At 34.1% G+C, this 23711-nt stretch carries 39 protein-coding genes; 4 read left to right on the forward strand and 35 right to left on the reverse strand.

The genetic code is table 11. The features are described from left to right. The first annotated feature begins 432 nt into the window (after positions 1-432). Together tnpA and GKF99_RS05875 are read left to right on the forward strand one after the other, a co-directional pair. A complete protein-coding gene (gene tnpA, locus GKF99_RS05870; RefSeq protein WP_154272878.1) occupies positions 433-828 on the forward strand; it encodes an IS200/IS605 family transposase in 396 nt (131 codons plus the stop codon). Further along, complete coding sequence (locus GKF99_RS05875) at positions 829-2250, forward strand: hypothetical protein (RefSeq protein WP_154272879.1); 1422 nt, start codon at positions 829-831, stop codon at positions 2248-2250. It abuts the gene before it with no gap. A 226-nt stretch (positions 2251-2476) separates the two neighbouring features. On the opposite strand, the gene GKF99_RS05880 is transcribed toward GKF99_RS05875, so the two are convergent. From GKF99_RS05880 to rpsJ, 33 genes are all read right to left on the reverse strand, one after another. Continuing rightward, positions 2477-3712 carry a peptidoglycan binding domain-containing protein gene (locus GKF99_RS05880; RefSeq protein WP_154272880.1) on the reverse strand — a complete coding sequence of 412 codons (1236 nt, stop codon included), beginning with the start codon at positions 3710-3712 and terminating at the stop codon, positions 2477-2479. Positions 3713-3815: 103 nt separating this feature from the next. Then, complete coding sequence (gene rpsD, locus GKF99_RS05885) at positions 3816-4412, reverse strand: 30S ribosomal protein S4 (protein WP_094205171.1); 597 nt, start codon at positions 4410-4412, stop codon at positions 3816-3818. Positions 4413-4508: 96 nt separating this feature from the next. After that, positions 4509-4949 (reverse strand): hypothetical protein, encoded by a 441-nt coding sequence (locus GKF99_RS05890; protein ID WP_241673576.1) that lies wholly within the window; start codon positions 4947-4949, stop codon positions 4509-4511. 132 nt (positions 4950-5081) lie between these two features. Further along, on the reverse strand, positions 5082-5477 hold the full coding sequence (gene rplQ, locus GKF99_RS05895) for a 50S ribosomal protein L17 (protein ID WP_094202429.1): 396 nt from the start codon (positions 5475-5477) through the stop codon (positions 5082-5084). Positions 5478-5490: 13 nt separating this feature from the next. Next, positions 5491-6444, reverse strand: a complete 954-nt coding sequence (locus GKF99_RS05900; RefSeq protein WP_094206706.1) for a DNA-directed RNA polymerase subunit alpha — start codon at positions 6442-6444, stop codon at positions 5491-5493. A gap of 55 nt (positions 6445-6499) precedes the next feature. Next, a complete protein-coding gene (rpsK, locus tag GKF99_RS05905) occupies positions 6500-6907 on the reverse strand; it encodes a 30S ribosomal protein S11 (RefSeq protein ID WP_002836140.1) in 408 nt (135 codons plus the stop codon). Positions 6908-6922: 15 nt separating this feature from the next. After that, entirely contained in the window at positions 6923-7273 is a 351-nt protein-coding gene (gene rpsM, locus GKF99_RS05910; protein WP_002841105.1) for a 30S ribosomal protein S13, read from the reverse strand. 12 nt (positions 7274-7285) lie between these two features. Then, positions 7286-7399, reverse strand: a complete 114-nt coding sequence (gene rpmJ / locus GKF99_RS05915; protein ID WP_002836138.1) for a 50S ribosomal protein L36 — start codon at positions 7397-7399, stop codon at positions 7286-7288. Between the two features lie 14 nt (positions 7400-7413). After that, entirely contained in the window at positions 7414-7629 is a 216-nt protein-coding gene (gene infA / locus GKF99_RS05920; protein WP_002836137.1) for a translation initiation factor IF-1, read from the reverse strand. Next, complete coding sequence (locus tag GKF99_RS05925; protein ID WP_002836136.1) at positions 7610-7894, reverse strand: KOW domain-containing RNA-binding protein; 285 nt, start codon at positions 7892-7894, stop codon at positions 7610-7612. Before GKF99_RS05925 ends, infA begins: the two co-directional genes overlap by 20 nt. Before the next feature lie 5 nt (positions 7895-7899). Continuing rightward, positions 7900-8547, reverse strand: a complete 648-nt coding sequence (locus tag GKF99_RS05930; protein ID WP_002841116.1) for an adenylate kinase — start codon at positions 8545-8547, stop codon at positions 7900-7902. Positions 8548-8557: 10 nt separating this feature from the next. Then, complete coding sequence (gene secY / locus GKF99_RS05935; protein WP_002836134.1) at positions 8558-9832, reverse strand: preprotein translocase subunit SecY; 1275 nt, start codon at positions 9830-9832, stop codon at positions 8558-8560. A gap of 1 nt (position 9833) precedes the next feature. Beyond that, positions 9834-10283 carry a 50S ribosomal protein L15 gene (rplO, locus tag GKF99_RS05940; protein ID WP_002836133.1) on the reverse strand — a complete coding sequence of 150 codons (450 nt, stop codon included), beginning with the start codon at positions 10281-10283 and terminating at the stop codon, positions 9834-9836. An 11-nt stretch (positions 10284-10294) separates the two neighbouring features. Further along, positions 10295-10477 (reverse strand): 50S ribosomal protein L30, encoded by a 183-nt coding sequence (gene rpmD, locus GKF99_RS05945; RefSeq protein ID WP_094203274.1) that lies wholly within the window; start codon positions 10475-10477, stop codon positions 10295-10297. 13 nt (positions 10478-10490) lie between these two features. Continuing rightward, entirely contained in the window at positions 10491-10997 is a 507-nt protein-coding gene (gene rpsE / locus GKF99_RS05950) for a 30S ribosomal protein S5 (protein ID WP_002837356.1), read from the reverse strand. A gap of 20 nt (positions 10998-11017) precedes the next feature. Further along, positions 11018-11380, reverse strand: coding sequence for a 50S ribosomal protein L18 (gene rplR / locus GKF99_RS05955; protein ID WP_094203273.1), 363 nt, complete (start codon positions 11378-11380; stop codon positions 11018-11020). A gap of 14 nt (positions 11381-11394) precedes the next feature. Further along, a complete protein-coding gene (gene rplF, locus GKF99_RS05960) occupies positions 11395-11934 on the reverse strand; it encodes a 50S ribosomal protein L6 (RefSeq protein WP_094209382.1) in 540 nt (179 codons plus the stop codon). Positions 11935-11960: 26 nt separating this feature from the next. Then, positions 11961-12356, reverse strand: coding sequence for a 30S ribosomal protein S8 (rpsH, locus tag GKF99_RS05965; RefSeq protein WP_002836125.1), 396 nt, complete (start codon positions 12354-12356; stop codon positions 11961-11963). A 21-nt stretch (positions 12357-12377) separates the two neighbouring features. Continuing rightward, positions 12378-12563, reverse strand: a complete 186-nt coding sequence (locus GKF99_RS05970) for a type Z 30S ribosomal protein S14 (protein WP_002836123.1) — start codon at positions 12561-12563, stop codon at positions 12378-12380. Between the two features lie 12 nt (positions 12564-12575). Further along, positions 12576-13118 carry a 50S ribosomal protein L5 gene (gene rplE, locus GKF99_RS05975; RefSeq protein ID WP_002836122.1) on the reverse strand — a complete coding sequence of 181 codons (543 nt, stop codon included), beginning with the start codon at positions 13116-13118 and terminating at the stop codon, positions 12576-12578. An 18-nt stretch (positions 13119-13136) separates the two neighbouring features. After that, positions 13137-13445, reverse strand: coding sequence for a 50S ribosomal protein L24 (gene rplX / locus GKF99_RS05980; protein ID WP_154272881.1), 309 nt, complete (start codon positions 13443-13445; stop codon positions 13137-13139). Positions 13446-13463: 18 nt separating this feature from the next. After that, entirely contained in the window at positions 13464-13832 is a 369-nt protein-coding gene (rplN, locus tag GKF99_RS05985; protein ID WP_002836120.1) for a 50S ribosomal protein L14, read from the reverse strand. 24 nt (positions 13833-13856) lie between these two features. Then, positions 13857-14111: a 30S ribosomal protein S17 gene (gene rpsQ / locus GKF99_RS05990; RefSeq protein ID WP_002836119.1), complete on the reverse strand. Its 255-nt coding sequence runs from the start codon at positions 14109-14111 to the stop codon at positions 13857-13859. 5 nt (positions 14112-14116) lie between these two features. Next, positions 14117-14323, reverse strand: coding sequence for a 50S ribosomal protein L29 (gene rpmC, locus GKF99_RS05995; RefSeq protein ID WP_002836118.1), 207 nt, complete (start codon positions 14321-14323; stop codon positions 14117-14119). Beyond that, positions 14313-14756 carry a 50S ribosomal protein L16 gene (gene rplP / locus GKF99_RS06000; RefSeq protein ID WP_002836117.1) on the reverse strand — a complete coding sequence of 148 codons (444 nt, stop codon included), beginning with the start codon at positions 14754-14756 and terminating at the stop codon, positions 14313-14315. The genes rpmC and rplP overlap by 11 nt, the downstream gene beginning before the upstream one ends. A 21-nt stretch (positions 14757-14777) precedes the next feature. Further along, entirely contained in the window at positions 14778-15512 is a 735-nt protein-coding gene (gene rpsC / locus GKF99_RS06005; protein WP_094205164.1) for a 30S ribosomal protein S3, read from the reverse strand. An 11-nt stretch (positions 15513-15523) separates the two neighbouring features. Beyond that, positions 15524-15862, reverse strand: a complete 339-nt coding sequence (gene rplV / locus GKF99_RS06010) for a 50S ribosomal protein L22 (protein WP_002836114.1) — start codon at positions 15860-15862, stop codon at positions 15524-15526. Between the two features lie 17 nt (positions 15863-15879). After that, positions 15880-16164, reverse strand: a complete 285-nt coding sequence (gene rpsS / locus GKF99_RS06015) for a 30S ribosomal protein S19 (protein WP_002836113.1) — start codon at positions 16162-16164, stop codon at positions 15880-15882. Positions 16165-16176: 12 nt separating this feature from the next. Then, positions 16177-17007, reverse strand: coding sequence for a 50S ribosomal protein L2 (gene rplB, locus GKF99_RS06020; protein ID WP_094203270.1), 831 nt, complete (start codon positions 17005-17007; stop codon positions 16177-16179). 16 nt (positions 17008-17023) lie between these two features. Beyond that, complete coding sequence (rplW, locus tag GKF99_RS06025) at positions 17024-17314, reverse strand: 50S ribosomal protein L23 (protein WP_002836110.1); 291 nt, start codon at positions 17312-17314, stop codon at positions 17024-17026. After that, positions 17314-17937, reverse strand: coding sequence for a 50S ribosomal protein L4 (gene rplD, locus GKF99_RS06030; protein WP_002836109.1), 624 nt, complete (start codon positions 17935-17937; stop codon positions 17314-17316). The genes rplW and rplD overlap by 1 nt, the downstream gene beginning before the upstream one ends. A gap of 15 nt (positions 17938-17952) precedes the next feature. After that, the gene (gene rplC / locus GKF99_RS06035) at positions 17953-18582 is read right to left on the reverse strand and encodes a 50S ribosomal protein L3 (RefSeq protein WP_094203269.1); all 630 of its coding nucleotides are present in this window, start codon (positions 18580-18582) and stop codon (positions 17953-17955) included. 74 nt (positions 18583-18656) lie between these two features. Beyond that, on the reverse strand, positions 18657-18965 hold the full coding sequence (gene rpsJ, locus GKF99_RS06040; protein ID WP_094203268.1) for a 30S ribosomal protein S10: 309 nt from the start codon (positions 18963-18965) through the stop codon (positions 18657-18659). Positions 18966-19703: 738 nt separating this feature from the next. On the opposite strand from rpsJ, the gene GKF99_RS06045 reads away from it, so the two are divergent. Next, complete coding sequence (locus tag GKF99_RS06045; RefSeq protein WP_002840199.1) at positions 19704-20237, forward strand: DUF308 domain-containing protein; 534 nt, start codon at positions 19704-19706, stop codon at positions 20235-20237. Between the two features lie 80 nt (positions 20238-20317). Here GKF99_RS06045 and GKF99_RS06050 read toward each other — a convergent pair whose 3' ends face one another. Further along, positions 20318-21658, reverse strand: a complete 1341-nt coding sequence (locus GKF99_RS06050; RefSeq protein WP_154272882.1) for an MATE family efflux transporter — start codon at positions 21656-21658, stop codon at positions 20318-20320. 96 nt (positions 21659-21754) lie between these two features. Next, the gene (locus GKF99_RS06055) at positions 21755-22717 is read right to left on the reverse strand and encodes a GNAT family N-acetyltransferase (RefSeq protein WP_154272883.1); all 963 of its coding nucleotides are present in this window, start codon (positions 22715-22717) and stop codon (positions 21755-21757) included. Between the two features lie 156 nt (positions 22718-22873). On the opposite strand from GKF99_RS06055, the gene GKF99_RS06060 reads away from it, so the two are divergent. After that, the gene (locus GKF99_RS06060; protein ID WP_154272884.1) at positions 22874-23710 is read left to right on the forward strand and encodes an MIP/aquaporin family protein; all 837 of its coding nucleotides are present in this window, start codon (positions 22874-22876) and stop codon (positions 23708-23710) included. Position 23711 lies beyond the last annotated feature (1 nt).

The following is a 23711-nucleotide window of genomic DNA, read 5'->3' on the forward strand; positions in this document are numbered from 1 at the left end:
TTTTTTATTCTCACCGAATTATTGTTTGGTTTGTACTTCTCTCAAAGTATTTACTTTATTTAATTTATTAAGGTTCTATACTCACGAAATATATTTTAAAACGTGATTTTCAAAGTTTATTTGAAGTTCGCGTTTTGTGAGCTAACTATTACATTATACTCTTGTATTTCTTTATTGTCAAGTGTTTTTTTAATTTTATTTAATTAAAAAATTCACCGAACAATTGAGTGCTTATATATATTATCAAGTTTGCACTGTATTGTCAAGTGAATTTTAAAGTTTTTTTACTTTTGTTTTACAATAAAACCACAGAAAGCCCCCGACTTTAGTCGTGGGGATGAACTGGAAAGCAAGCTTTAAAAAATAATTTATACAATAGATTGTTGTTGTGTAGTCTATCCATATATGATATAATAAACATAGGTGATATCAATGATTAACTACACTAGAAAAAAAGGAATAGTATACAAACATCAATTCCATATTATCTTTTGTCCTAAATACAGAAGAAAAGTATTAGTAAATGGAATTGACGATAGATTAAAAGAGGTGTTTTTAGAAATCGCTAAGGATGAAGAAATAGATATTAAGGCTATGGAAATAATGCCAGATCACGTTCATCTCTTTATAGAGTTTGACCCTAGAAAAAGTCTTCATAGAGTAATAAAAGCACTAAAAGGAAAGTCTTCAAACATACTAAGAAATGAATTTCCAGAATTAAAAAGCAAAATACCGAGTTTATGGACTAGAAGCTATTTTGCTTGTTCTGTAGGACACATAAACGACAAGGTAGTAAAAAAGTATATAGAACAACAGAAAGGTGTATAGATGAAAAATAAGACAGCATCGTATGTAGTTCAATATGAACTATTGACAACTACTAGAGATAGAAAAAGTTTAGAAAAGAAATTTAATAGTGCTAAGTCTATATACAATGCTTGTCTTAATGAGTGTTTGAAAAGACTCGATAGATTAAAGAAAAATGAAGAATACAGTAGTCTTTTAAAAGAAAAATCTAGCAAAGAAAGAAACAGAAGACTTAAAGAAATAGAACTATCTTTGAACTACTCTGAATATGATATGCACAAATATGTTAAAGACATAAGAAAGCTTTATTCTAAACATATAGGCTCTTTAGAAGCACAAAAACTTGCTACTAGATCATTTCAGGCTGTGGAAAAACTACACTATCATATTGCTGATAAAGTTAATTTTAAAAACAGATATAGCGATATGTCTGTTGAGAACAAAAGCAATAATACAGGTCTTAGATTAAAAGATAATATTGTTCTATGGAATGATTTAAAGCTAAAGATTAAAGAAAAGAGAAATGACATATACAATATTCAATCAAGAAATGATAAGACTAAATACATTAGAATACTTAAAAAAAAGATAAGAAGAAAGACTAGATATTTCATTCAAGTAATCAAAGAAGGTATTCCTCCTAAGAAAAGAAACTACGGACAAGAAACTGTAGGTCTTGATATAGGAACATCATCTGTTGCTATTGTATCTGATAGTTGTGTTAAATTAGAAAAGCTATCTAATACCGAAAATGAATACAAAAAATTGAGACGATTAAATAGAAAACTAGAACGATCTAAGAGAATAAATAATCCCAAAAACTATAATGATGACGGAACGGTTAAAAAGGGATCAAAAAGATGGATATACTCTAATAGATATATCAAACTAAAGCAAAAAAGAAAAGACTTGTACCGTAAATTAGCTAGTAAAAGAAAAGAATATCAAGAAATATTGGCAAATAAGATAATATCATTAGGTGTAGATATTAAAGTCGAAACAATGAGATTTAACGCCCTACAAAAAAGAGCAAAAGAAACAACCATAAACAAGAAGAACGGAAAGATTAATAAAAAAAAGAGATTCGGAAAATCTCTTATCAATAACTCACCTTCCCAACTGTTAACTATCATAGATAGAAAACTACACTATGTAGGTAGCTATTTAAAAAGAATAGATACGTTTGAAGTTAAAGCAAGTCAATTTAATCATAAAACTAAAGAGTGTGTTAAAAAGAAACTATCTCAAAGATGGAATATAATAGACAATATTAAAATACAAAGAGATTTGTATTCAGCATTTTTAATCCAAAATGTATGTGATGATTTAAAATCAATAAATGTTAATTTATGCAATGAAAAATATGACAAGTTTGTTAACTTGCATGATATAGAAATAAATAGACTAAAAGAAACAAAAGAAATGCGTTGGTTAATCGCATAAAAAAAGACCAGTCGGATTGACTGCACCGACTTAAATAAGACAAAATCATAAGCACATAGCAGGTCTTTTAAAGGCTGGGCTAGTGAAGTGCATATCATACGATATAGATTTGTTGAGTTCTCTGTTAAAGAAGACTAGATTATTTGTATAATGAAGCAATCTTCGGCTATGTCAAAAGAGAACCCCCCCGTCTTTAGTCGTGGGGAGTAGTCAGTTTTATTTTACTTTAGTATATTATTACTGCTATGTTGTCTGTCACATCATAATATATGCTTTCTAATAGGTTGGGGCTTACTTGTATGTCAGAGTTTTGTTCTGTAGATATTGTGTGTCTGTAAAATCCCAGCGTGTAGTTTTTGGAGTAGCCTTTTATTTTGTTATCTATGTTGTAGATTCCTTTTGGGATTGGTTGTGCGATTTTTATGGGTATACTTTTGTTGATTTTGTAGTTATTGATGTAGTAGAGCGTTTTGTTTTGTTGGTCGATTTCAATGTATTCGTCTTGAATGTCGTTTTTGAGTCTTGACTTCGCTTTTTTTGAATACACTGGTTCTATTGTTTTATCTTCCGCATCATCTAGTGTGAGTTTTATAAGTTCTACCGTTTTGTGTTTGTCGATTTCCCAGCCGTAGTCTGTTGCGCCCAGTGTGAGTGTTTTGTTTTCTGCTGTTTTTATTGTGTGTGGTTTGTTGTATGTGTCGGTTTCTTTTTTCAAATCGTCTACGTAGTGTCCGATTTCACTGTCTTTATATACGAATCCATCTCTTTCATCAAACTCCATCATGTTGCGAAGTTGTGCGCCTTTTAGTTTATGAATTGTGTCGTTGAAGTCAAAGCTTATTTCGATGTCTTTGAGTTTGTTGAGTTTGTTTTTGGCGCGTATGATGTTCCAGTCGTTTGCGTAGACTTTTGGTTTGATGTATTCGTTTTTGAGTGTGATGTCTTCTTTTTGTTCTAGTAGTGATTTTTTGATTGTGTCTTTGAGTTTGTCAGTGTCTATTTCGTTTCCGATTTCTTCTGGTATTATTGTGTATTCATCATCCAAGTAACTGATGTAGGCGTTGTACGATTTCTTGGCGTTTTTGTTGAGCTGTGCTTGGTAGATTTTTTTGTTTAGTTTGTCTTCGTCAATTGTGTAATCAAAATTGATATTGTATTTTTTGGTGTCAAAAAAAGACAACGGCCATGAGAATGGGTTTTGTTCGATTTTGAAATCTTCTGTTATTTTTAGGTTGAAATCCACTTCTTTTGCATCTATTACAAGTTTACGGTTATCAGTAGCATTAATTGTGAGTGTTCTGATGTCTGCATTTCTGTCAACTATTTTGGATTTTTCGACATAGCTCATGTTGTAACCATTGACGTATGTGTTGGGTAGTGCGTAGAATGTGAAGAATGTTGTTGCACTAAAATACACTAGGAATAAGAATAGTATTGTGGTTATGAGTACTCGTTTTTTCATTTGTTTTTCCTTTTCTTTTATGATTAATATTATTGTACTTTTAATTTGAGTATATATCAATGTTTGCAAATAAAAAAAGCGAGTATAATTACTCGCCTTTTGATTATCTTGAGTACAACTCAACTACTAATGAGTCTGTAATTTCGATTGGAATTTCTTGTCTTTCAGGAAGTCTTGTCAATGTTACTTTGAAGTTTTCTTCCTTGTCAATGTAAGGTAATGATTGTGCAAAGTTTGTTTCATAGTTTTCTTTGAACAATTCATTTGATCTTGATTTTTCTTTCAATTCGATTACAGATCCTTCAGCTACTTGGTAAGAAGGGATATCTACTTTTTTACCGTTTACTCTGATTAAACCGTGAGATACCATTTGTCTTGCTTGTCTGATTGATGATGCAAATGAAGCTCTTAGTACTAGGTTGTCTAATCTAGTTTCTAATTGTCTTACCATTACATCCCCAGTTGTAAGACCTTCTTTGTTGTTAAGGGCTTTTTCGAAGTATTTGTGCATTTGTTTTTCGTTTACTCCGTAATATGCTCTTAATCTTTGTTTTTCAAGAAGTTGCATACCATATTCAGTTAACTTCTTGTCGTTTCTTCCAAGTCCTTTACCCATTCTTTTGTTAGCTTTTGGGTGACCGCATACGTTAAGACCTAATCTTCTAGATTGTTTAAATCTAGGTCCCATCATTCTTGCCATTAATATTCATCTCCATTAAAAAATTATTTGCCGCGATAATTTTTTAAGCCAACGCTATTATATCACCTACTGGTTTGTTTTTCAACAATTTTTGTGTTAATTTTGTTGTAAATTTTCGATGAATTTAATGTATTGTTTTGCAAGGTCGTTATCTTTGTTAAGTGTAGCACCTTTTTCAAGGATTGCGTCATCTATTACGACTTCATCTTTTTCAATATTTACTGATACTGCTACTTTTGTTCTTCCATTAGCTCCTACTAATGTAAAGTAGTTATCAAATATGCTTTTTAATCTTTCACCTGTCACATATTTTTCGTGTTCGTTCATTAATTTTGCTAATTCGTTAGCTTCTGCATTAGTAAGTTCTCTTGTAACTTTCTTACCGTCTTTTGTGTATGTGAATTTAACAGATGTTGCAACGTTTGGGTTGGTTTTAGCTAATTCTTGTTGAATTTGTTTGGATACTGTCTTTTCTCCACCTATTATAGCTATTAGTAGCAATGTAATTAGAATTCCAGCTACTAGTTTTTTATTCATAGGTTCCTCCAATAAATTTCTAGAATATTTCGCTATATGTTAACTAATTATTCTTATTTTTATTATATTGCTATCTTTTCATTTTCGCAAATGGCCATAAAAAAAATAACTAAGCAAATGCTTAGTTATTTTCTATTTGTCAGCTTTCACTGTTTCTTTTTCATTTGAGGATTCTTTTTTTGTGTAATCTACTAATTCAAGTATACACATTTCAGAACCGTCTCCTCTACGAGGTCCTAATTTTAAGATTCTAGTGTATCCACCTTGTCTGTCAGCATAAACTGGTGCGATTTCTTCAAACAATGTGTTTACAACGTCTTTTTTGTATATATATTTAAGAGCTTCTCTTCTAGAGCTCAAATCACCTTTTTTACCAAGTGTAATCATCTTTTCAGCTTCTCTTCTAACTTCTTTTGCACGAGTAACTGTTGTTTCGATTTTTCCATTTTCGAACAATGATTGAACTAGGTTTCTTAACATTGCTGTTCTGTGATCAGTTCTTCTACCTAATTTTCTTAAGTTAGCCAATGTCTATCCTCCTTTATTCGTCTTTTATTTCTTCTTTAAATGCAAGGCCCATTTCTTGAAGTTTTTCTTCAACTTCGTCTAAGGATTTTTTACCAAAGTTCTTTATCTTCATCATTTCTGCTTTTGTATGAGATACGATATCTCCTACAGTATTGATATTAGCTCTTTTCAAACAGTTGAATGATCTTAATGAGAAATCTAATTCTTCGATATTGATGCCCATTTGAGTTTCTTTATCTTTTTGATTGTCTTCGTCGTCACTGTTTGTATTACACTCGTAGTTAGGTAATTCACTGAATAATTCCAGGCAATTGATTAGGATGTTGCTTCCTTCGCTTAAGGCATCTTGTGGTCTAATTGTTCCATTAGTCCACACTTCTATTGTAAGCTTATCGTAATCAATTACTTGGCCAACTCTGGCATTATCTACTGTGAAATTAACCTTTTTCACAGGGCTAAACAGTGAGTCAATGGCGATATCTCCTATAATATCTTCATCTGTTTTGTTAAATTCAGATATTTTGTAGCCTTTTCCGTTGATAACTGTGATTTGCATTTCTAATGAAGCTTCTTCATTAAGTGTTGCAATGTAGTGATCTGGGTTTTTAACTTCCAAATCAGTATCAACTAAAATATCCTTAGCTGTTAGAACACATGGACCTTTTATGTCTACATTTAATGATATAGGTTCTTCATTGTATTTCTTTACAGCGATACCTTTTAAATTCAAAATTATTTCAGGTACGTCTTCTTTGACACCTTTAATCGTAGACATTTCATGAGCTACACCTTGGATATTTATCTTTGATATAGCAGCTCCTGGTAATGATGATAATAAAACTCTTCTGAGAGAGTTTCCTAGAGTAGTTCCATATCCCCTTTCCAGTGGCATTATGACAAATTTACCGTAATTATTTTGTTCATCTAATTCAACGATTTTTATTTTAGTATCTAATTGTTCAGTCATAAATACAGCCTCCTTCGACAAGTCCTATCAGGAAATCCTGAATTAAGCCTATGTGTTATACTCTTCTCTTCTTTGGTGGTCTACAACCGTTGTGAGGGATTGGAGTTACATCTTTAATAGAGCTAACTTCAAGTCCAGAAGCTTGCAAACTTCTAATTGCAGATTCTCTTCCTGAACCTGGTCCTTTTACATAAACTTCAACAGTTTTTAATCCGTGTTCCATTGCTTTTTTAGCAGCTTCTTCAGCAGCTTGTTGTGCAGCGTATGGAGTTGATTTTCTAGATCCTCTGAATCCTAATTGTCCAGCAGAAGCCCAGCTTAATACGTTACCGTTAAGGTCAGTTAAACATACCATAGTGTTGTTGAATGTAGAAGAAATGTGTGCTTGACCTTTTTCAATATTCTTTTTTACTCTTTTTTTACCGCGAACGTTACGTTTTGCGCCTTTAGTTTTTAGTGCCAATTAATTTCCCCCTCTCTATGCTTGTTTTCTAGGACCCTTACGAGTTCTTGCGTTGTTCTTTGTATGTTGTCCTCTTACTGGAAGGCCTTTTTTGTGTCTTGATCCTCTGTAGCAGTTGATTTCTTTTAATCTTTTGATGTTCATTGCTACGTCACGACGTAAATCCCCTTCAGTAAGATAGTTGTCTAATTCATTTCTGATATCAGATAATTCAGATTCTGTTAAATCTTTTACTCTTGTGTCAGGATTGATTCCTAATTTAGCTAAGATTTTATTTGATGATTGTCTACCTATTCCATAAATTGCAGTTAGTCCAATTTCTACACGTTTGTCATTTGGTAAGTCGACACCTTGAATTCTTGCCATTTATACCTCCTACTAACCTTGTCTTTGTTTGTGTTTAGGGTTATCGCAAATAACCATAACACGACCTTTTCTTTTTATAATCTTGCACTTTTCGCACATTTTTTTAACTGATGGTCTTACTTTCATTGCTTAACCTCCGTTTATTTCTTTCTCCATGTTATTCTTCCACGATCCAAATCGTATGGTGATAGTTCAACCGTTACTTTGTCTCCTGGAAGAATTCTTATATAATTCATTCTTAATTTGCCTGAAATATGAGCTGTTATTACATGGCCATTTTGAAGTTCTACCTTAAATACCGTATTAGGAAGAGCATCTACTACTGTTCCTTCTAATTCAATAACTTCTTTGGACATCCTTGTCTTGATCCTCCTTTTTTAAATTGTTTAACATATATCTTAGTTTCTTATCTGTTAAATTCTCTAATTGCAACTTTTTGTTGTATTTTTGAAGATGTTTTATCTTCTTTTTCTTTGGTTTTTCGATTTTACGTTGTTTTCCATCTACTACCAATACATAAGAATCGTCAAGAATTTCCAAAACCATTTGTAGTTTGCCCATATCACGACCACAAGTACTTAAAACAACTTGTCCTGTTTCAAGTTTGTTGTATTGGCTCATTAATTCTAACCTTTTTTTAATTCTGTTACTAACTTATTAGTGATTTCATCTATTGGAAGAGTTCCGTCAACTGTGAATACTAAATCTTGTTTGTTGTAGAAGTCTACTAAAGGTTTAGTTTGTGAATCGTAAACTTTGATTCTGTCTAGTACAGTTTGTTCTTTGTCATCTTCCCTTTGGATTACTGGAGTTTGGCATACATCACAAATTCCTTCAACTTTTGGAGGGTTGTTATCAATGTGATAGCTTGCACCACAGTTTGGACATACACGTCTTCCTGAAAGTCTTTTTACAAGAGAATCTTTGTCAACGTCTATGTTTAATACGCGGTCTAGTTTCAATCCCCTTTTAGCTAGTCCTTCATCAAGAGCTTCAGCTTGTGGGATTGTTCTTGGGAATCCGTCAAGTAAGAAGCCATTTTTGCAATCTTCTTGATCTAATCTATCCCAAACTATTTCTATTGTTAATTCATCAGGTACAAGTTTTCCTTCTGCAAGTAAGCCTTCAACTTTTTGACCTAGTTCTGTCTTTTCTTTGATATTTTTTCTGAAAATATCTCCTGTTGAAATATGAGGAATATCAAATTCTTCAATTACTCTTTTAGCTTGAGTTCCTTTACCTGCTCCCGGAGGTCCTAATAATATTAATCTCATTATAAACTCCTTATTTCAAAAATCCTTTATAGTGTTTCATAGTTAGCATACTTTCCATTTGTTTTACAGTATCTAATACTACCCCTACTACGATGATGATTGATGTACCACCGAATAGGATTTGTATTCCTATAGCTTTTGATATTAGCATTGGTGCTGATGCTACTAGCGCTAATATGATTGCGCCTATAAATGTTACTCTATCAGAAATTTTCTTTAGATACATGCCTGTTGGTTTACCAGGTCTAATTCCCATAATGAATCCGCCATATTGTTGCAAGTTTTTAGCGTATTCAACAGTATTAAACTGAATTGCTGAGTAGAAGAATGCGAATATTATAATCAATAACATGTTTACTATTGAGAAGATTACTAACCCTGATGTTGTTTGTACTGTGAATATGTGGGCTAACCATCCTGGCATGTCTTTGCCAAATAATAATGCTATTGTTTGTGGTAATTGTAATATTGCTGATGCAAAGATTACTGGCATTACACCACCCATATTAACTTTGATTGGAATATGAGTTGATTGACCACCATACATTTTTCTTCCTACTACTCTTTTAGCGTATTGTACAGGAATTCTTCTTTCACCTTGGTTAATTAATACCACTACTACTAATATTATAATCGCTATTAGTACGAAAAGTAATATTTTCCACCAAGATAACATTCCTTGTCTAGATTGATAAATCATTGTACCGATTTGTCTTGGCATATTTGAAATGATACCTAAGAAAATCAAGATTGAAATTCCGTTACCGATACCTCTTTCAGTAATCATTTCTCCTAGCCATACTAGAAACATTGATCCTGCTACCAAGCTTATTAGTATAACAAATCCTGTTAAAAAGCTTTTGTCTACGATTGCTCTGTTAAATAAACCATTAACTGTAGCATATCCTTGAATGAATGCCAAAATTATACTACAGATTTTAGTGTATTTACCCATTCTCTTCTTTCCTTCTTCACCTTCACGAGTAAGTTCTCCCAATCTAGGAAATGCTACTGTTAAAAGTTGAAGAATGATTGAAGCGGTAATGTAAGGGTATATTGAAAGAGCGAATATGCTCATTTGTCTCAATGATCCCCCACTCAATAGGTTCAATAAAGAAACTATTCCGCCTTCTTGACCGCTCATTATTTGTTTAATAATGGCCTTATCCATAAAAGGAACCGGTATTGCATTACCTAATCTAAAAACTACAACCATTAGTAGAGTAAAGCCGATTCTTTTACGAATGTCTAAAACCTTCCATGCGTCTTTCAAGGTTTTAAGCATCTTAAATCACCTCTACCTTTCCTCCGGCTTTTGTAATTTTTTCTTCAGCTGATTTAGTAAATTTATTAGCTTTTATAGTTAATTTCTTAGTTAATTCTCCGTCACCTAAAATCTTAACGCCGTCTTTTGCCTTAACTGGCTTAAAGAATCCTGCGTTTGCTAGGATTTCTGGTGTTATTTCGTCTCCATCTTCAAAACAATTTAAGTCTCTGATGTTGATTTCAGCGTATTGTTTTGCGAAGTGGTTTTTGAAGCCCCTCTTAGGAAGTCTTCTGAATAAAGGCATTTGACCCCCTTCAAATCCTGGTCTCACGCCTCCGCCTGATCTTGAGTTTTGTCCGTCTCTACCACGTCCAGCATTGTGTCCTAATCCTGAACCGTAACCTCTACCAACTCTTTTTCTTGCTTTTACTTCTCCACCTTTAGCAGGTCTTAAGTTGTGTAATTTCACTATAACACCTCCTACTTAACTTCTTCTACGTCAACCATGAATGCAATGTGTCTAATCATTCCACGTACTGCATCATTGTCTTCTTTGATTACTGATTGTCCGATTTTATGAAGTCCAAGGGCTTCACAAGTTCTAATGTGTTTTTCAATTCTACCGATTTTGCTCTTTTTAAGAGTGATCTTTAATTTACTCACTTAAAAGCCCTCCTTATTTTAAAATTTCTTCTACAGACTTTCCTCTTAATTTAGCTACTTGTTCAGCTGTCTTAAGTGATTTAAGTCCTTCTACAGTTGCATTAACAATGTTTTGAGGGTTTGATGTTCCCAATGATTTAGAACGAACGTCTTTGATACCTGCTAATTCACATACCGCACGAACAGGTCCTCCGGCGATAACTCCAGTACCTTCTCCAGCTGGTTTTAATAATACTCTACCAGCTCCAAATATTCCTGTTACTTGGTGAGGAATAGTTGTGTTTACGATAGGAACTGTGAAGATGTGTTTTTTAGCATCTTGGCTAGCTTTTCTGATGGCTTCTGGTACTTCTTGTGCTTTACCAATACCAACGCCAACGTGTCCGTTTTTATCTCCAACTACTACAAGGGCTGCGAATCTAAAGTTTCTACCACCCTTAACAACCTTAGCTACACGGTTAATATTTACAACTCTTTCTTCTAATTCTAAACCTTCTATTTCTTTATTTAAAAGTTCCAATACTAAATACCTCCCTTGCACTAAAATTTAAGTCCGGCGCTTCTAGCACCTTCAGCTAATTCTTTAACTTTTCCGTGATATAAATATCCAGATCTGTCAAATACGCATTGTTCAATGCCTTTGTCGATAGCTTTTTTACCGATTAATTCACCAACAAGTTTTGCAGCTTCCATGTTAGATTTTGATTCGCCTTTGTAATCTTTATCTAATGTAGATGCAGCTACTAATGTGTTGTGGTTAACATCATCGATTAATTGTGCATAGATGTTAGTATTAGACTTGAATACGCATAATCTTGGTTTTTCAGAAGTTCCTGTAAGGTTCTTACGAATACGTAGATGTCTTTTAACTCTATTTGCATTTTTATCAATTTTCTTAAACATACCTTACTCCTTTCTTACTTACCTGTTTTACCGACTTTACGTCTAATATGTTCATCTTCATATCTGATACCTTTACCTTTGTATGGTTCAGGTCCTCTTAGGTCTCTGATTTTTGCAGCATAGTTACCAACTTGTTGTTTGTTATTACCACTGATAACTAATGTGTGTTGTTCTGGAACTTCAACTGTGATTCCTTCTGGATCTTCTTTTTCAATTGTGTGTGAATATCCCAAGTTTAACACTAATTTTTTACCTTGTTTTGCTGCTCTGTAACCAGTACCTTCTATAATTAAAGTTTTCTTATATCCTTCAGTAACACCTTCAATCATGTTAAAAACAAGAGTTCTTGTTAAACCATGAAGTGATTTGTGTCTTTTAATTTCTGAAGGTCTTGAAACTGTGATTGTATTATCTTCTACTTTGATAATCATTTCCTTTGGCATTTGTTGAACTAATTCACCTTTTGGTCCCTTTACAGTACACAAATTGTCTTCAGTTATTTTTACTTCAACGCCATTAGGAATTTCAATTGGTTTTAATCCAATTCTTGACATGGTCAAACCTCCTTATAATGTTTGTGTTACCATACGTAACAAATTACTTCTCCACCAATACCTTCTTTTCTAGCAACTTTATCAGTTACAAGGCCTTTTGATGTAGAGACAATAGCAATACCAAGTCCGCCTAAAACCTTAGGAACTTCATTTGCTCTGGCATAGACACGAAGTCCAGGTTTAGATATTCTCTTGATACCTGAAATTACTTTTTCTTCGTTAGGACCATATTTTAAATCTATTGTAATGATTCCTTGTTTACCGTCATCAGTAACATTGAAACCATCGATAAATCCTTCATCTAATAAAATTTGTGCTATTGATTTTTTGATATTAGATGCAGGAACTTCAACAACTTTATGTTTCGCATTAACTGCGTTTCTTATTCTTGTTAGCATATCTGCTATAGGATCAGTCATCATAAAAGCTTCCTCCTTCCTTTCTTACCAGCTTGCTTTTCTTACGCCAGGGATTTCGCCTTTATAAGCCAATTCTCTAAAGCATATACGGCAGATGCCATATTTCTTTAAATATCCGTGAGGTCTACCACAAATTTTGCATCTGTTATATTCTCTTGTGCTAAACTTTGCAGGTCTTTTTTGTTTTGCGATCATTGATTTTTTAGCCACTAAAACTCCTCCTTATTTCTTAAATGGCATTCCCATTTTGTCTAATAATTCCTTAGCTTCTTCGTCAGTGTTTGCAGTAGTAACGACCACAATATCCATACCTCTAATTTGATCTACCATATCGTATTCAATTTCAGGGAATATTAATTGTTCTTTGATACCTACAGCATAGTTTCCTCTACCATCGAATGATTTAGAAGAAATACCTCTAAAGTCTCTTACACGTGGAAGAGAAATGTTCATAAATTTATCTAAGAAATCATACATTTTTTCACCACGTAATGTAACTTTAACACCAACATTCATTCCTTCTCTAAGTTTAAAGTTAGCGATAGATTTTCTTGCTTTTGTTACAATTGGGTGTTGTCCTGTAATTGTTTCTAATTCTTTAACTGCGCTTTCGATAGCTTTAGGATTTTCTTTTGAAGAGCCTAAACCCATGTTAAGCACGATTTTTTCCAATCTTGGAACTTGCATGATGTTTTCATATTTGAAACGTTCAACCAAGAAAGGAACAACTTCATTTGTATATTTTTCTTTTAATCTGGAAGTCAAGTTTATACCCTCCTTATGTTACTTAATAGTTTCGTTGTTAGATTTCATAAATCTAACCTTCTTACCGTCTTCAAACTTGTAACCTAATCTTGTGCCTTTCTTGATTTTAGCATCATAATACATTACGTTTGAAACATCAATAGGAGCTTCTTTTTTGATTAGTCCACTTTCAACACCACGTCCGTTAGCTTTTTGGTGTTTAGTAACTATGTTAACTCCTTCTACTACCACTTTATTTTGTTTGGCTAATACTTCAATAACATTTCCAGTCTTTCCTTTGTCCTTACCAGAAATAACTATTACAGTATCTCCATTTTTAATCTTCATATCTCTTTACACCTCCAATTATAATACTTCAGGTGCCAATGAGATTATTTTCATGAAGTTATTGGCTCTCAATTCACGAGTTACTGAACCAAAAATTCTTGTTCCCACTGGATTTTTATCATCTTTTATAATTACAGCTGCGTTATCGTCAAATCTGATGTAACTTCCATCAGCTCTTCCCAATGGTTTAGTTGTTCTTACGATAACAGCTTTTACTACATCACCTTTTTTAACCATACCGCCCGGTTGTGCAGATTTAACTGAGCAAACTACGATGTCTCCGATAGCTGCGTACTTTCTTTTAGTACCACCTAAAACTCTTATTACTAGTAGTTCTTTTGCACCAGAGTTATCTGCAACTCTCAAACGACTTTCTTGTTGAATCATAAAATTCTCCTTTCGTAATAAGAATTACTTAGCTTTTTCTATAACTTCTACAAGTCTCCAGTTCTTTGTCTTAGAAAGAGGTCTTGTTTCCATTATTTTAACTTTATCGCCGATACCAGCAATGTTTTCTTCATCGTGTGCTTTAAATTTAGTTGTTTTTCTTAATTGTTTACCGTATTTAGGATCTTTGACAAGTGTCTTAACTTCTACAACAATTGACTTATCCATTTTATCTGAAACAACTATACCAACTATGGTTTTTCTCATATTTCTTTCCATAATTGTTAAGCCTCCTTACCAATGTTTAGCTCACGTTCTCTAATAATAGTCTTAATGCGAGCTATATCTTTTTTTACAAGTCCTATCATCATAGGGTTTTCTAATTGCCCAGTAGCTAATTGAAAACGTAGATTAAACAATTCACTTTTAGATTGTTCTAATTGTTTTTGTAAATCTTGATCTGATAGATTACGAATTTCTTTAGTTTTCATCAGCTTCACCGTCCTTTTCTCCGAACTCTTCACGAGCTATAAATTTAGTTTTGATAGGTAGTTTGTGTTGAGCAAGTCTCATAGCTTCACGAGCTACATCTTCAGGAACACCTGCCATTTCAAATAATACTCTACCTGGTTTAATTACTGCTACCCAATATTCTGGAGCTCCTTTACCTGAACCCATACGAATACCGATAGGCTTCTTTGACACTGGCTTATCTGGGAAAACTTTAATCCAGATGTTACCGCCTCTTTTTATATATCTTGTCATAGCACGACGTGCTGCTTCTATTTGATTAGCTGTTAACCAACAAGAACCTAACGCTTGTATACCATAATCACCGTAAGTTAAAGTATTGCCTTTTAATGCTTTACCTTTCATTCTGCCTCTGTGAACTCTACGGTATTTTACTCTTTTAGGCATTAACATAGAATATTTCCTCCTCTCGAATTAGTTTTTAGCTGCTTGGGATTTACCTTTTCTGTTATTGTTTCTTCTTTTTCTGTTTTTGTCGTTTTTTTTGTTTTTGTAAACAGGTAAATCTTCTTCTGTCATACCAGGTAACATTTCACCTTTGTATAACCAAACTTTAACACCAAGCTTACCATAAGTTGTGTCTGCTTCTGCAAATCCATAGTCGATTGCAGCTCTTAGAGTTTGAAGAGGAATAGTTCCTTCGCTGTATCCTTCGCTTCTTGCCATATCAGCTCCACCAAGTCTACCAGAAACCATAGTCTTAATACCCAAAGCTCCTGCTCTCATGCTTCTTTGCATTGTTTGTTTCATTGCACGTCTGAAAGAAATACGTCTTTCTAATTGACTTGCGATATTTTCTGCAACTAATTGTGCATCTAAGTCTTGGAACTTAATTTCTTCTACATTTATGATTAATTTCTTACCTGTTAATTTTTCTAATTTATTTTTTAATTCTTCAACGCCAGCACCTTGACGGCCAATAACCATACCAGGTTTAGCTGTGTTGATAGTTACTTTAATTTTGTTTGATGCTCTTTCGATGGCTATACTGCTAATACCAGCGCTGAAAGATTCTTTCTTGATTAGTTCACGAATTTTGTGATCTTCTACTAAATAATCACTAAAATCTTTTTTATCTGCAAACCATCTTGAATCCCAGTCTTTGATAACACCAACTCTTAATCCTTTAGGATTAACTTTTTGACCCATCAGACTCCTCCTTATAATTCTCTTTCTTCTACAACTACGCCAACATGACTTGATCTTTTAAGGATTGGATAAGCCATTCCTTTAGCTTTTGGTCTCCATCTTTTCATTACTGGAGCATTATTAGCGTATGCTTGTGATACAAAAAGATCTTCTCTGTTTAATCCAAAATTGTGTTCTGCGTTTGCAATTGCTGAATTTAGCACTTTTTCTAAAATTCTAGCACCTTTTTTAGGAGTGAATTTCAATATAGCAAGGGCTTCATCAACTTGTTTACCTCTAATTTCTTTGCATATAAAGTTAACTTTTAGAGGAGAAATACGTACATATTTCGCTATAGCTTTAGCTTGCATTGTCATACCTCCTTATATTAATTACGAACCTTACTCGTTTTTTCGTTTTTAATGTGACCTTTGTATGTTCTTGTAGGAACAAATTCTCCTAATTTATGACCAACCATATCGTCAGTAATATAAACAGGTACATGCTTTCTTCCATCGTGAACTGCAATTGTGTGACCTACGAAGTTAGGGAATATTGTAGAACGACGAGACCAAGTTTTAATAATCTTCTTTTCATCGTTTTTGTTAAGTTCTTCCACTTTCTTCATTAAGTGTTCATCGCAGAAAGGTCCTTTTTTAAGTGATCTACTCATTCTATCCCTCCGTTATTTCTTTCTTCTTCTTACAATGTACTTATTAGACTTTTTGTTTTTCTTACGAGTCTTAAGTCCAAGTGCTGGTTTACCCCATGGAGTTGAAGGAGCTGGTCTACCGATTGGTGCTCTACCTTCACCACCACCGTGAGGGTGATCTACTGGGTTCATTGCTGAACCTCTTACGTAAGGTCTCTTACCTAAGTGTCTGTTACGTCCAGCCTTACCAATTGTAACCAATTCGTGAGAGATATTTCCAACTTGTCCTACAGTAGCTCTGCAGTCAAGGTGAATTAATCTATATTCTCCTGATGGTAATCTTAATTGTGCAAATTTGCCTTCTTTAGCCATAAGTTGTGCTTCAGCACCAGCTGTTCTAACTAATTGAGCTCCTTTGCCAACTTTCATTTCAATGTTGTGAACTGTAGTACCAACTGGAATGCTTCTTAATGGAAGAGCATTACCAGGGATAATATCTACATCCGCACCACTTTCAACTACATCTCCAACTTTTAAACCTTGTGGTTGGATGATGTATCTCTTTTCACCATCTTCATATTGTAACAAAGCGATGTTTGCTGTTCTGTTTGGATCGTATTCGATTGATTTAACAACAGCTTTAATACCATCTTTGTTTCTTTTAAAATCTATAATTCTATATTTTCTCTTAGCTCCGCCGCCTCTGTGACGAGTAGTTACTCTACCATAAGAGTTTCTTCCGCCAGATTTGTTTAAGCTAACAGTTAATGATTTTTCAGGAGTAGTTTTTGTGATTTCATCAAATGATAAAACACTCATACCACGTACACCGGCAGAAGTCGGTTTATATTTTTTTATTGCCATGTTTTTACCCCCTTAATTACATTCCTTCGAAAAATTCAATTTCTTTTGAATCTTCTGTTAATGCAACTATAGCTTTCTTCCAATCAGATCTCTTACCACTGTGAGCGCCCATTCTCTTAACTTTTCCTTTAACGTTCATAGTGTTAACAGATTTTACTTTAACATCAAAAATCTTTTCGATAGCGTTTCTGATTTCTATTTTATTCGCATTTTTATCTACTTTGAATACATATTTCTTGTCTTCCATTTTTTCCATAGAATCTTCAGAAATAATTGGTTTCAAAATAATATCATATGGTGATTTCATTATTGAAACACCTCCTCAAGAATTTTAACAGCATCAGTTGTAATAACTAATGAGTTGTATTTCAAACAATCATATACATTGATTAATCTAGCTTCACAAATAGCTACATTTTCAATGTTTCTAAATGATCTGTAAAGTGTATCATCATTTTTATCAACAACTACTAAAGCTTTCTTGTCTGCTTTAATATTCTTTAATACTTCAACAGCTTTTTTAGTGCTAATAGCATCTAAGCTTAATTTATCTAAAACGATCATTTCATTGTCATTAACTTTGTCAGTTAATACTGATTTGATTGCAAGTCTTCTAACTTTCTTAGGAACAGCGTAGCTGTAATCTCTAGGTTTTGGAGCGAATACTACCCCACCACCTCTCCATTGTGGAGATCTGATAGATCCTTGTCTTGCTCTACCTGTACCTTTTTGTCTCCAAGGCTTCTTTCCTCCACCTCTTACCTCACTACGAGTTTTAGCAGATTGTGTGCCTTGTCTTTTATTAGCAAGTTGATTTCTAACTACTTCGTAAACAACGTGCTCATTAACATCAACGCCGAAAATGGCTTCATTTAATTCTAATTCTCCAACATTTTCTCCTTGTTGGTTTAAAATTTGAACTTTAGGCATGTTTCATCCTCCTTCCTATTTTGACTTAATAGCTTCTCTAACAGTAACTACTCCACCTTTGTTTCCTGGAACAGCTCCCTTAATAAGAAGTAAGTTTCTTTCATTGTCAACTTTAACAATTTTCAAGTTTTGAACAGTTACACGGTCATGGCCCATCTTTCCTGAACCTTTACGTCCTTTGAAGACTCTTGCTGGATAAGATCCCGCACTTCTTGCACCTGCAACTCTGTGTGATTTAGAGCCGTGTCCCATAGGTCCTCTTGCATAGTTGTGTCTAACTATTGAACCTTGAGTTCCTTTACCTTTTGAAATACCGATAACATCTACAACATCTCCGTCTTGGAAGATATCTAATTTGATTTCATCTCCAAGGTTGAATTGTTCGTCATCACCTATTTTGAACTCTTGTAAGTGTTTCTTGAATGAAACGCCTGCTTTGCCAAAATGACCTCTCATTGGTTGGTTTACATGTTTTTCTTTCTTTTCGATGTAACCAACTTGAATTGCGTTATATCCTTCTTTTTCTTTAGTTTTGATTTGTGTAACAACCATTGGACCCGCTTCAATGACAGTTACTGGAACAACACTACCATCTTCGTTGAAGATTTGAGTCATTCCGATTTTTTTACCTAAAATACTCTTCATTGAGTACACCTCCTATAGTGTGATATCCACATTAAAATTTACTTACAGCGGATTGCTTTACAATCATACTAAGATTAAAGTTTAATTTCGATATCTACGCCGGCAGGAAGGTTAAGTTTTTTAAGCGCTTCCAATGTCTTTGCGTTAGGATTAATGATATCGATTAATCTCTTATGTGTTCTTTGTTCGAACTGTTCTCTTGAGTCTTTGTATTTGTGAACAGCTCTTAAGATTGTAACAACTTCTTTTTCTGTTGGCAACGGAATAGGACCTGATACTTTAACGTCAGTTCTCTTAGCTGCCTCAACGATTTTTTGAGCTGATTGATCGATTAATTCGTGATCGTAAGCTCTTAGTCTGATTCTGATTTTTTGATTTGCCATTTAGGCACCTCCTCTATATTTTTGAAGAAGCGTCTTGCTGGGTTATATTCATACACCCTCCCGGGTGTACAGTGACCTAAAATTTAAAAAACTTTTTTAAAAAGTTTAACCCATCGCCCTAATCGTGTAGGACTTCTCGGTGAAAATTACCTCGGAAGATTAATCACGTTTCCCGAGCAACCTTCCACTTCTACGCTTACTAACTTTAGGCACAACTGGTATTATACATTGTCTATACAACAATGTCAACACCTTTTTGAAGTTTTTTTGTAAAATTTCAATATTTTTACGAAAAATTTGTTTCCTTCCTTATTATATAATAAAAGGGCGGGGAGTAAAAGTTATATTCTTGCTGAACGCATTTCAAAAAACAAAAATAATTTAGCACGAATATCTGTCTCCAAAAATAAACAAATTCAAAGCTTGTGAACCTAAAATCTCAAGTGCGAGCTTCGCTCTGGCACGAGTGAGATTTTTTCACGGTTCACTTCGCTAGAATTTGTGATTATTTTTTACGAATGATATTCTTAGCTAAAACTATTTTTGTTTTTATTGCTAAGAAGTGTCGTCAGTAATTTTCGGTAACATTTTTCGTTTTAACTTGCGACAAATTTTCATCCAACAATTTTCGTTTTAACTTTCAACAAAGTGTTGTTAATAATTTTCTTAATATTTAGTGAATAATATTCTTTAAATCTGGGTATATAAAGTATATCAACAATTTAAGGAGGTGTTAGTATGGTAGAAGAAAAGAAATCAGTTGATTGGATTTCTCTTATTACAGGTATTTGTTTTATTATAGTTTCATTCATAGCTTTTAAAAATCCATATGCCAGCTTAGCGAGTCTGGTGATTTATTTTGGAATAATTGCAATTGTTAAAGGCGTAGGCGGAGTTTTAATTTATAAAAAGATAAAAGATTTTACAAGACTGAACATAAAATTATTCTTTTGGATAAGCATAATAGATATAATACTTGGCCTCATTCTTCTTTTTAATGTCGAATCTGCTGTATTGATCATTCCGTATGTGTTCTCGATTTGGTTTATTATCGATTCAATCAACGATATTAGTTTCGGAAGATATCTAAGGTTTGTTCCAGGTGGACTTTACCATCTTAATATCATAATTAATATTATTACTTTAATTCTTGGAATTATGATGTTGTACAATCCTTTAAGAGCATCTTTTACGGTTGTATTTTTAATTGGAATGTATTTGACAATATCTGGCGTTAAATATATTGCATATGCTTTCAAACATGAGTATTAAAAAAATCGTCTCAAAATGATGTGTGCCATCTTTACCGGGTCATCCAGTAAGGATGGTACATATCAAAACGAGACGATTTTTTATATTTTAATGTTAACCCATTTACCTTGTCTAAATCTGATTGAATTGAACATGTATCTAGAGAATTGGTCGGAGAAGATTCCTAGCCATATTCCAACTATTCCCATTTCAAACACAGATACAAGGATGTATGTTACTACTGTCCTTATGATTGTTACACTTATGATTGAAGAGATTAATGTGTATTTTACATCACCTGCTGATCTCAAACATCCTCCGTAGATGATTTGTGAGATTTGTAGAAGGACTATTACTGTGATGAATCTTGCGATGATTTCTCCTGTTTCTATGATGGAGAGTTTGTCGAAGAACAAATGGAATATTCCTTTTCCAAATAACAACAATATCAAAGATAGTACAAGAGATATCATAAGTCCTATTCGTTGGCAGACTTTGCCGTAAATCTTGGCGTTTTCTTTCTTACCAGCGCCAAGGCTTGATCCTGTTAGAACGACTGCTGCAACTTGCATTCCGTCTGCGAACGCAAAACAAATACTTAGAAGATTCATTCCTACATTGTGTGCTGCAAATGTGTCTGTTCCAAGTCCCGCTGCCATAAGTGCCGTTGTCAAGAATCCTATTCTCATGGCTATGTTTTCAACGAACAAGTTGGTTCCAAGTTTGACGATACTTGTGAATACTTCAACTGTTGGCTTGATTTTCTTTTTGAAAATGTATTTGATTTGTACGAAACCATCTTTTCTGAAAAGCGATCTAATGCACATTATACTACTTACGACTGTTCCAAGTACTGTCGCAAGCGCCGCTCCTGAAACTTCCATTTTGGGAAAACCAAAATTACCACCTATCAAGCAGTAATTAAAAAATATGTTGACAATACTTGACACCAAGTTAGTTGTAAATGCAATTCTAGTGTTGCCCGATCCTCTTTGTGCTGCATTTATCGTCATACTCACTACGGAGAAAATCATTCCTCCCATGATTATTCTGAAATAATTCAGCGCATCAGTATGCGTGTCCGAGTTACTTCCTGCAAGTCTCAGAATACTATCCGAAAAATACACCATCACAGTGCTTATAACAACCGTTAGCACAAGTCCCATGATAATCGCTGTTACAAGTATTCTGTTTGCTTCTTCCTTGTCCTCTTCTCCAAGACGTCTAGCAACTAAAGCCGACGTAGCGATATTTATGGAGAAGAATATCGCTAGTGCTATGAATTTGGGTTGTGTGGTAAGACCTACAGCCGCTACTGCAGAGCTTCCAATCGAAGACACCATGTATGTGTCAATAATTCCCGCAAGTGCTATGAAAAAGCTCTCCAACACCGACGGCCACGCCACCTGTATTGCTCTTTTGTAAAAATTCTTATTCTTCATTTAATCATCCATTCTATCGTTCAATCTAATTCTAATACTCAATCTAAAAATAAAATTATATATTACATCATACTACTACAGAAAATTTAATACAAGTTAGCGTGTCTTAATTCTCACAGTTGAATATTCTTCATTAGTATATACAACTTCAAATCCACAGCTCAAAAACAAATTCAACGAAGGATTGCCTATACCAATATTATCGTAAAGCTCATCTATGTCCAATTTTTTCGCCAAATCAATCAAAAACATTAACGCTTTTTTCCCGTAGCCATTGTTTCTGTATTCGTCTTTTACAATTAAACTGCAAATCCACCTATCATCTTCCTTATATATACAACATTCTCCGACAGGCTTGTTATGACCCATAATGTAATAGTAAAATCTGTCGTCAGAGTTTATCCATTTGTCATACCAACTTTGCCATTTGTCTTCTGAGAAATCAATAGCTCCGCCATATTTTTCATTGAAACTCATCGTGTTTTCATCCGCCAACAATTCTTGTCTGAAATTCAACTCATCAAATTCAGGAATCACAAAATCACATTCGTAGTCTTCGTCAATCATCGAATACATACAAGAATCTGCGACGCCTTGGTTGTCCATTGCTGATTTTCTAAGACATCCTTCGAATTTCATATTAGCATTCATCATAACCTTGCCACTTGCAGAATTTCTCCTGTCGTGTGTGGCTTCAACTCTTACGGCGTGTTTATCTTCAAACAAATATTTTATCATCAGTTTCAAAGACTCAGTCATTATTCCCTGGGACCAATAATCGTATGCCAAGCAGTAGCCAATAGCGTAAGTCTTCGGATTTTCCTTAATTAATGATGCAGATATGCAACCGATGTTTTTATCGTTTGTGTTGCAAATCGCAAAGTACACATCCTTGTCGTCGTTTATCCATTGTTTAATTATACTTTCAGTTTGCTGGATTGATGTGTGAGGCTCCCACGTCAAAAACTTCGTAACTCTGCTGTCACTTGCCCAGTTTTCATACATTTTGCCTGCATCATTTATCGTAAATTTTCTTAAAATTATTTTGTCAGTTTTCATAATTGCACTTCCTTTTTTATATAATACCATATTATTTTCTTTGCACTAACCACTTTTAAGATAGAAAGTTATCAATTTCGTTGACTAGTTATATTTTATAATTTATAATTAAATCACGATAGTATTTATCGTTAAATAATTTCTGGAGGTGAACTAATGAGTTCAGAAGAAAACAATTGCTGTTGCGAAGTCGTAACGAAAGAAAGCCTCATACAAGGATTCACAGGTGAGGTTATCGGTACATTTTTGATGTGCTTTTTAGGAATTGGATCTGTAGCCACAGCTACATTGTACCAAGCGCACACTGGTCCATTCCAAGTCGGTATCGTGTGGGGTCTTGCAATCGCTATTGCGATTTACGCTACTAGAAACTTGTCTTGTGCGCACTTCAACCCAGCGGTTACTTTTGCAATGTGCATTTCCAAAAGATGTTCATGGAAGAATTTCCCTGTATACATACTAGGTCAATTTGTTGGGGCTATCTTAGCAGCCAGTGCATTATGGGTGTTCTTTGCAGATTCTGTGAAGAAAAGCTTGGATGCAGCTAACTTGACCATGGATGTGGCATCACCAGCATCAAGTATTTGGATTGAAGTGTTCCCTAACACAGCAAACGGCGTAATCGGTATGCCTGTTGCGGCTTTCGCAGAAGCACTTGGCGTTTTCATTTTGGTTATGATTATTTTCTCAATGACTGAAGGTTGTAACATAGGTAGACCAAGCGACGATTTGTTCCCATTATTTATCGGTCTAACAGTTGCCGCTTTGATATGTACAATTGGACCTATGACTGATGCAGGACTTAATCCAGCGAGAGATTTCGGCCCAAGAATCGTGGCGTATTTTGTTGGATGGAAAAACATCGCATTCACAATGGATGCATTCATAGTTTATGCACTTGCACCACTAATCGGAGCTGGACTAGCAGCGATTTTCTTTACAAAAGTAATCGAGCCAATGCAAAACTCAAAAAATAGTTGCGGTTGCAATTAAT

Origin of the sequence: Finegoldia sp. BIOML-A2, from assembly GCF_009678315.1 — a bacterium.
In the GTDB taxonomy this organism is placed as follows: Bacteria; Bacillota; Clostridia; order Tissierellales; family Peptoniphilaceae; genus Finegoldia; species Finegoldia magna.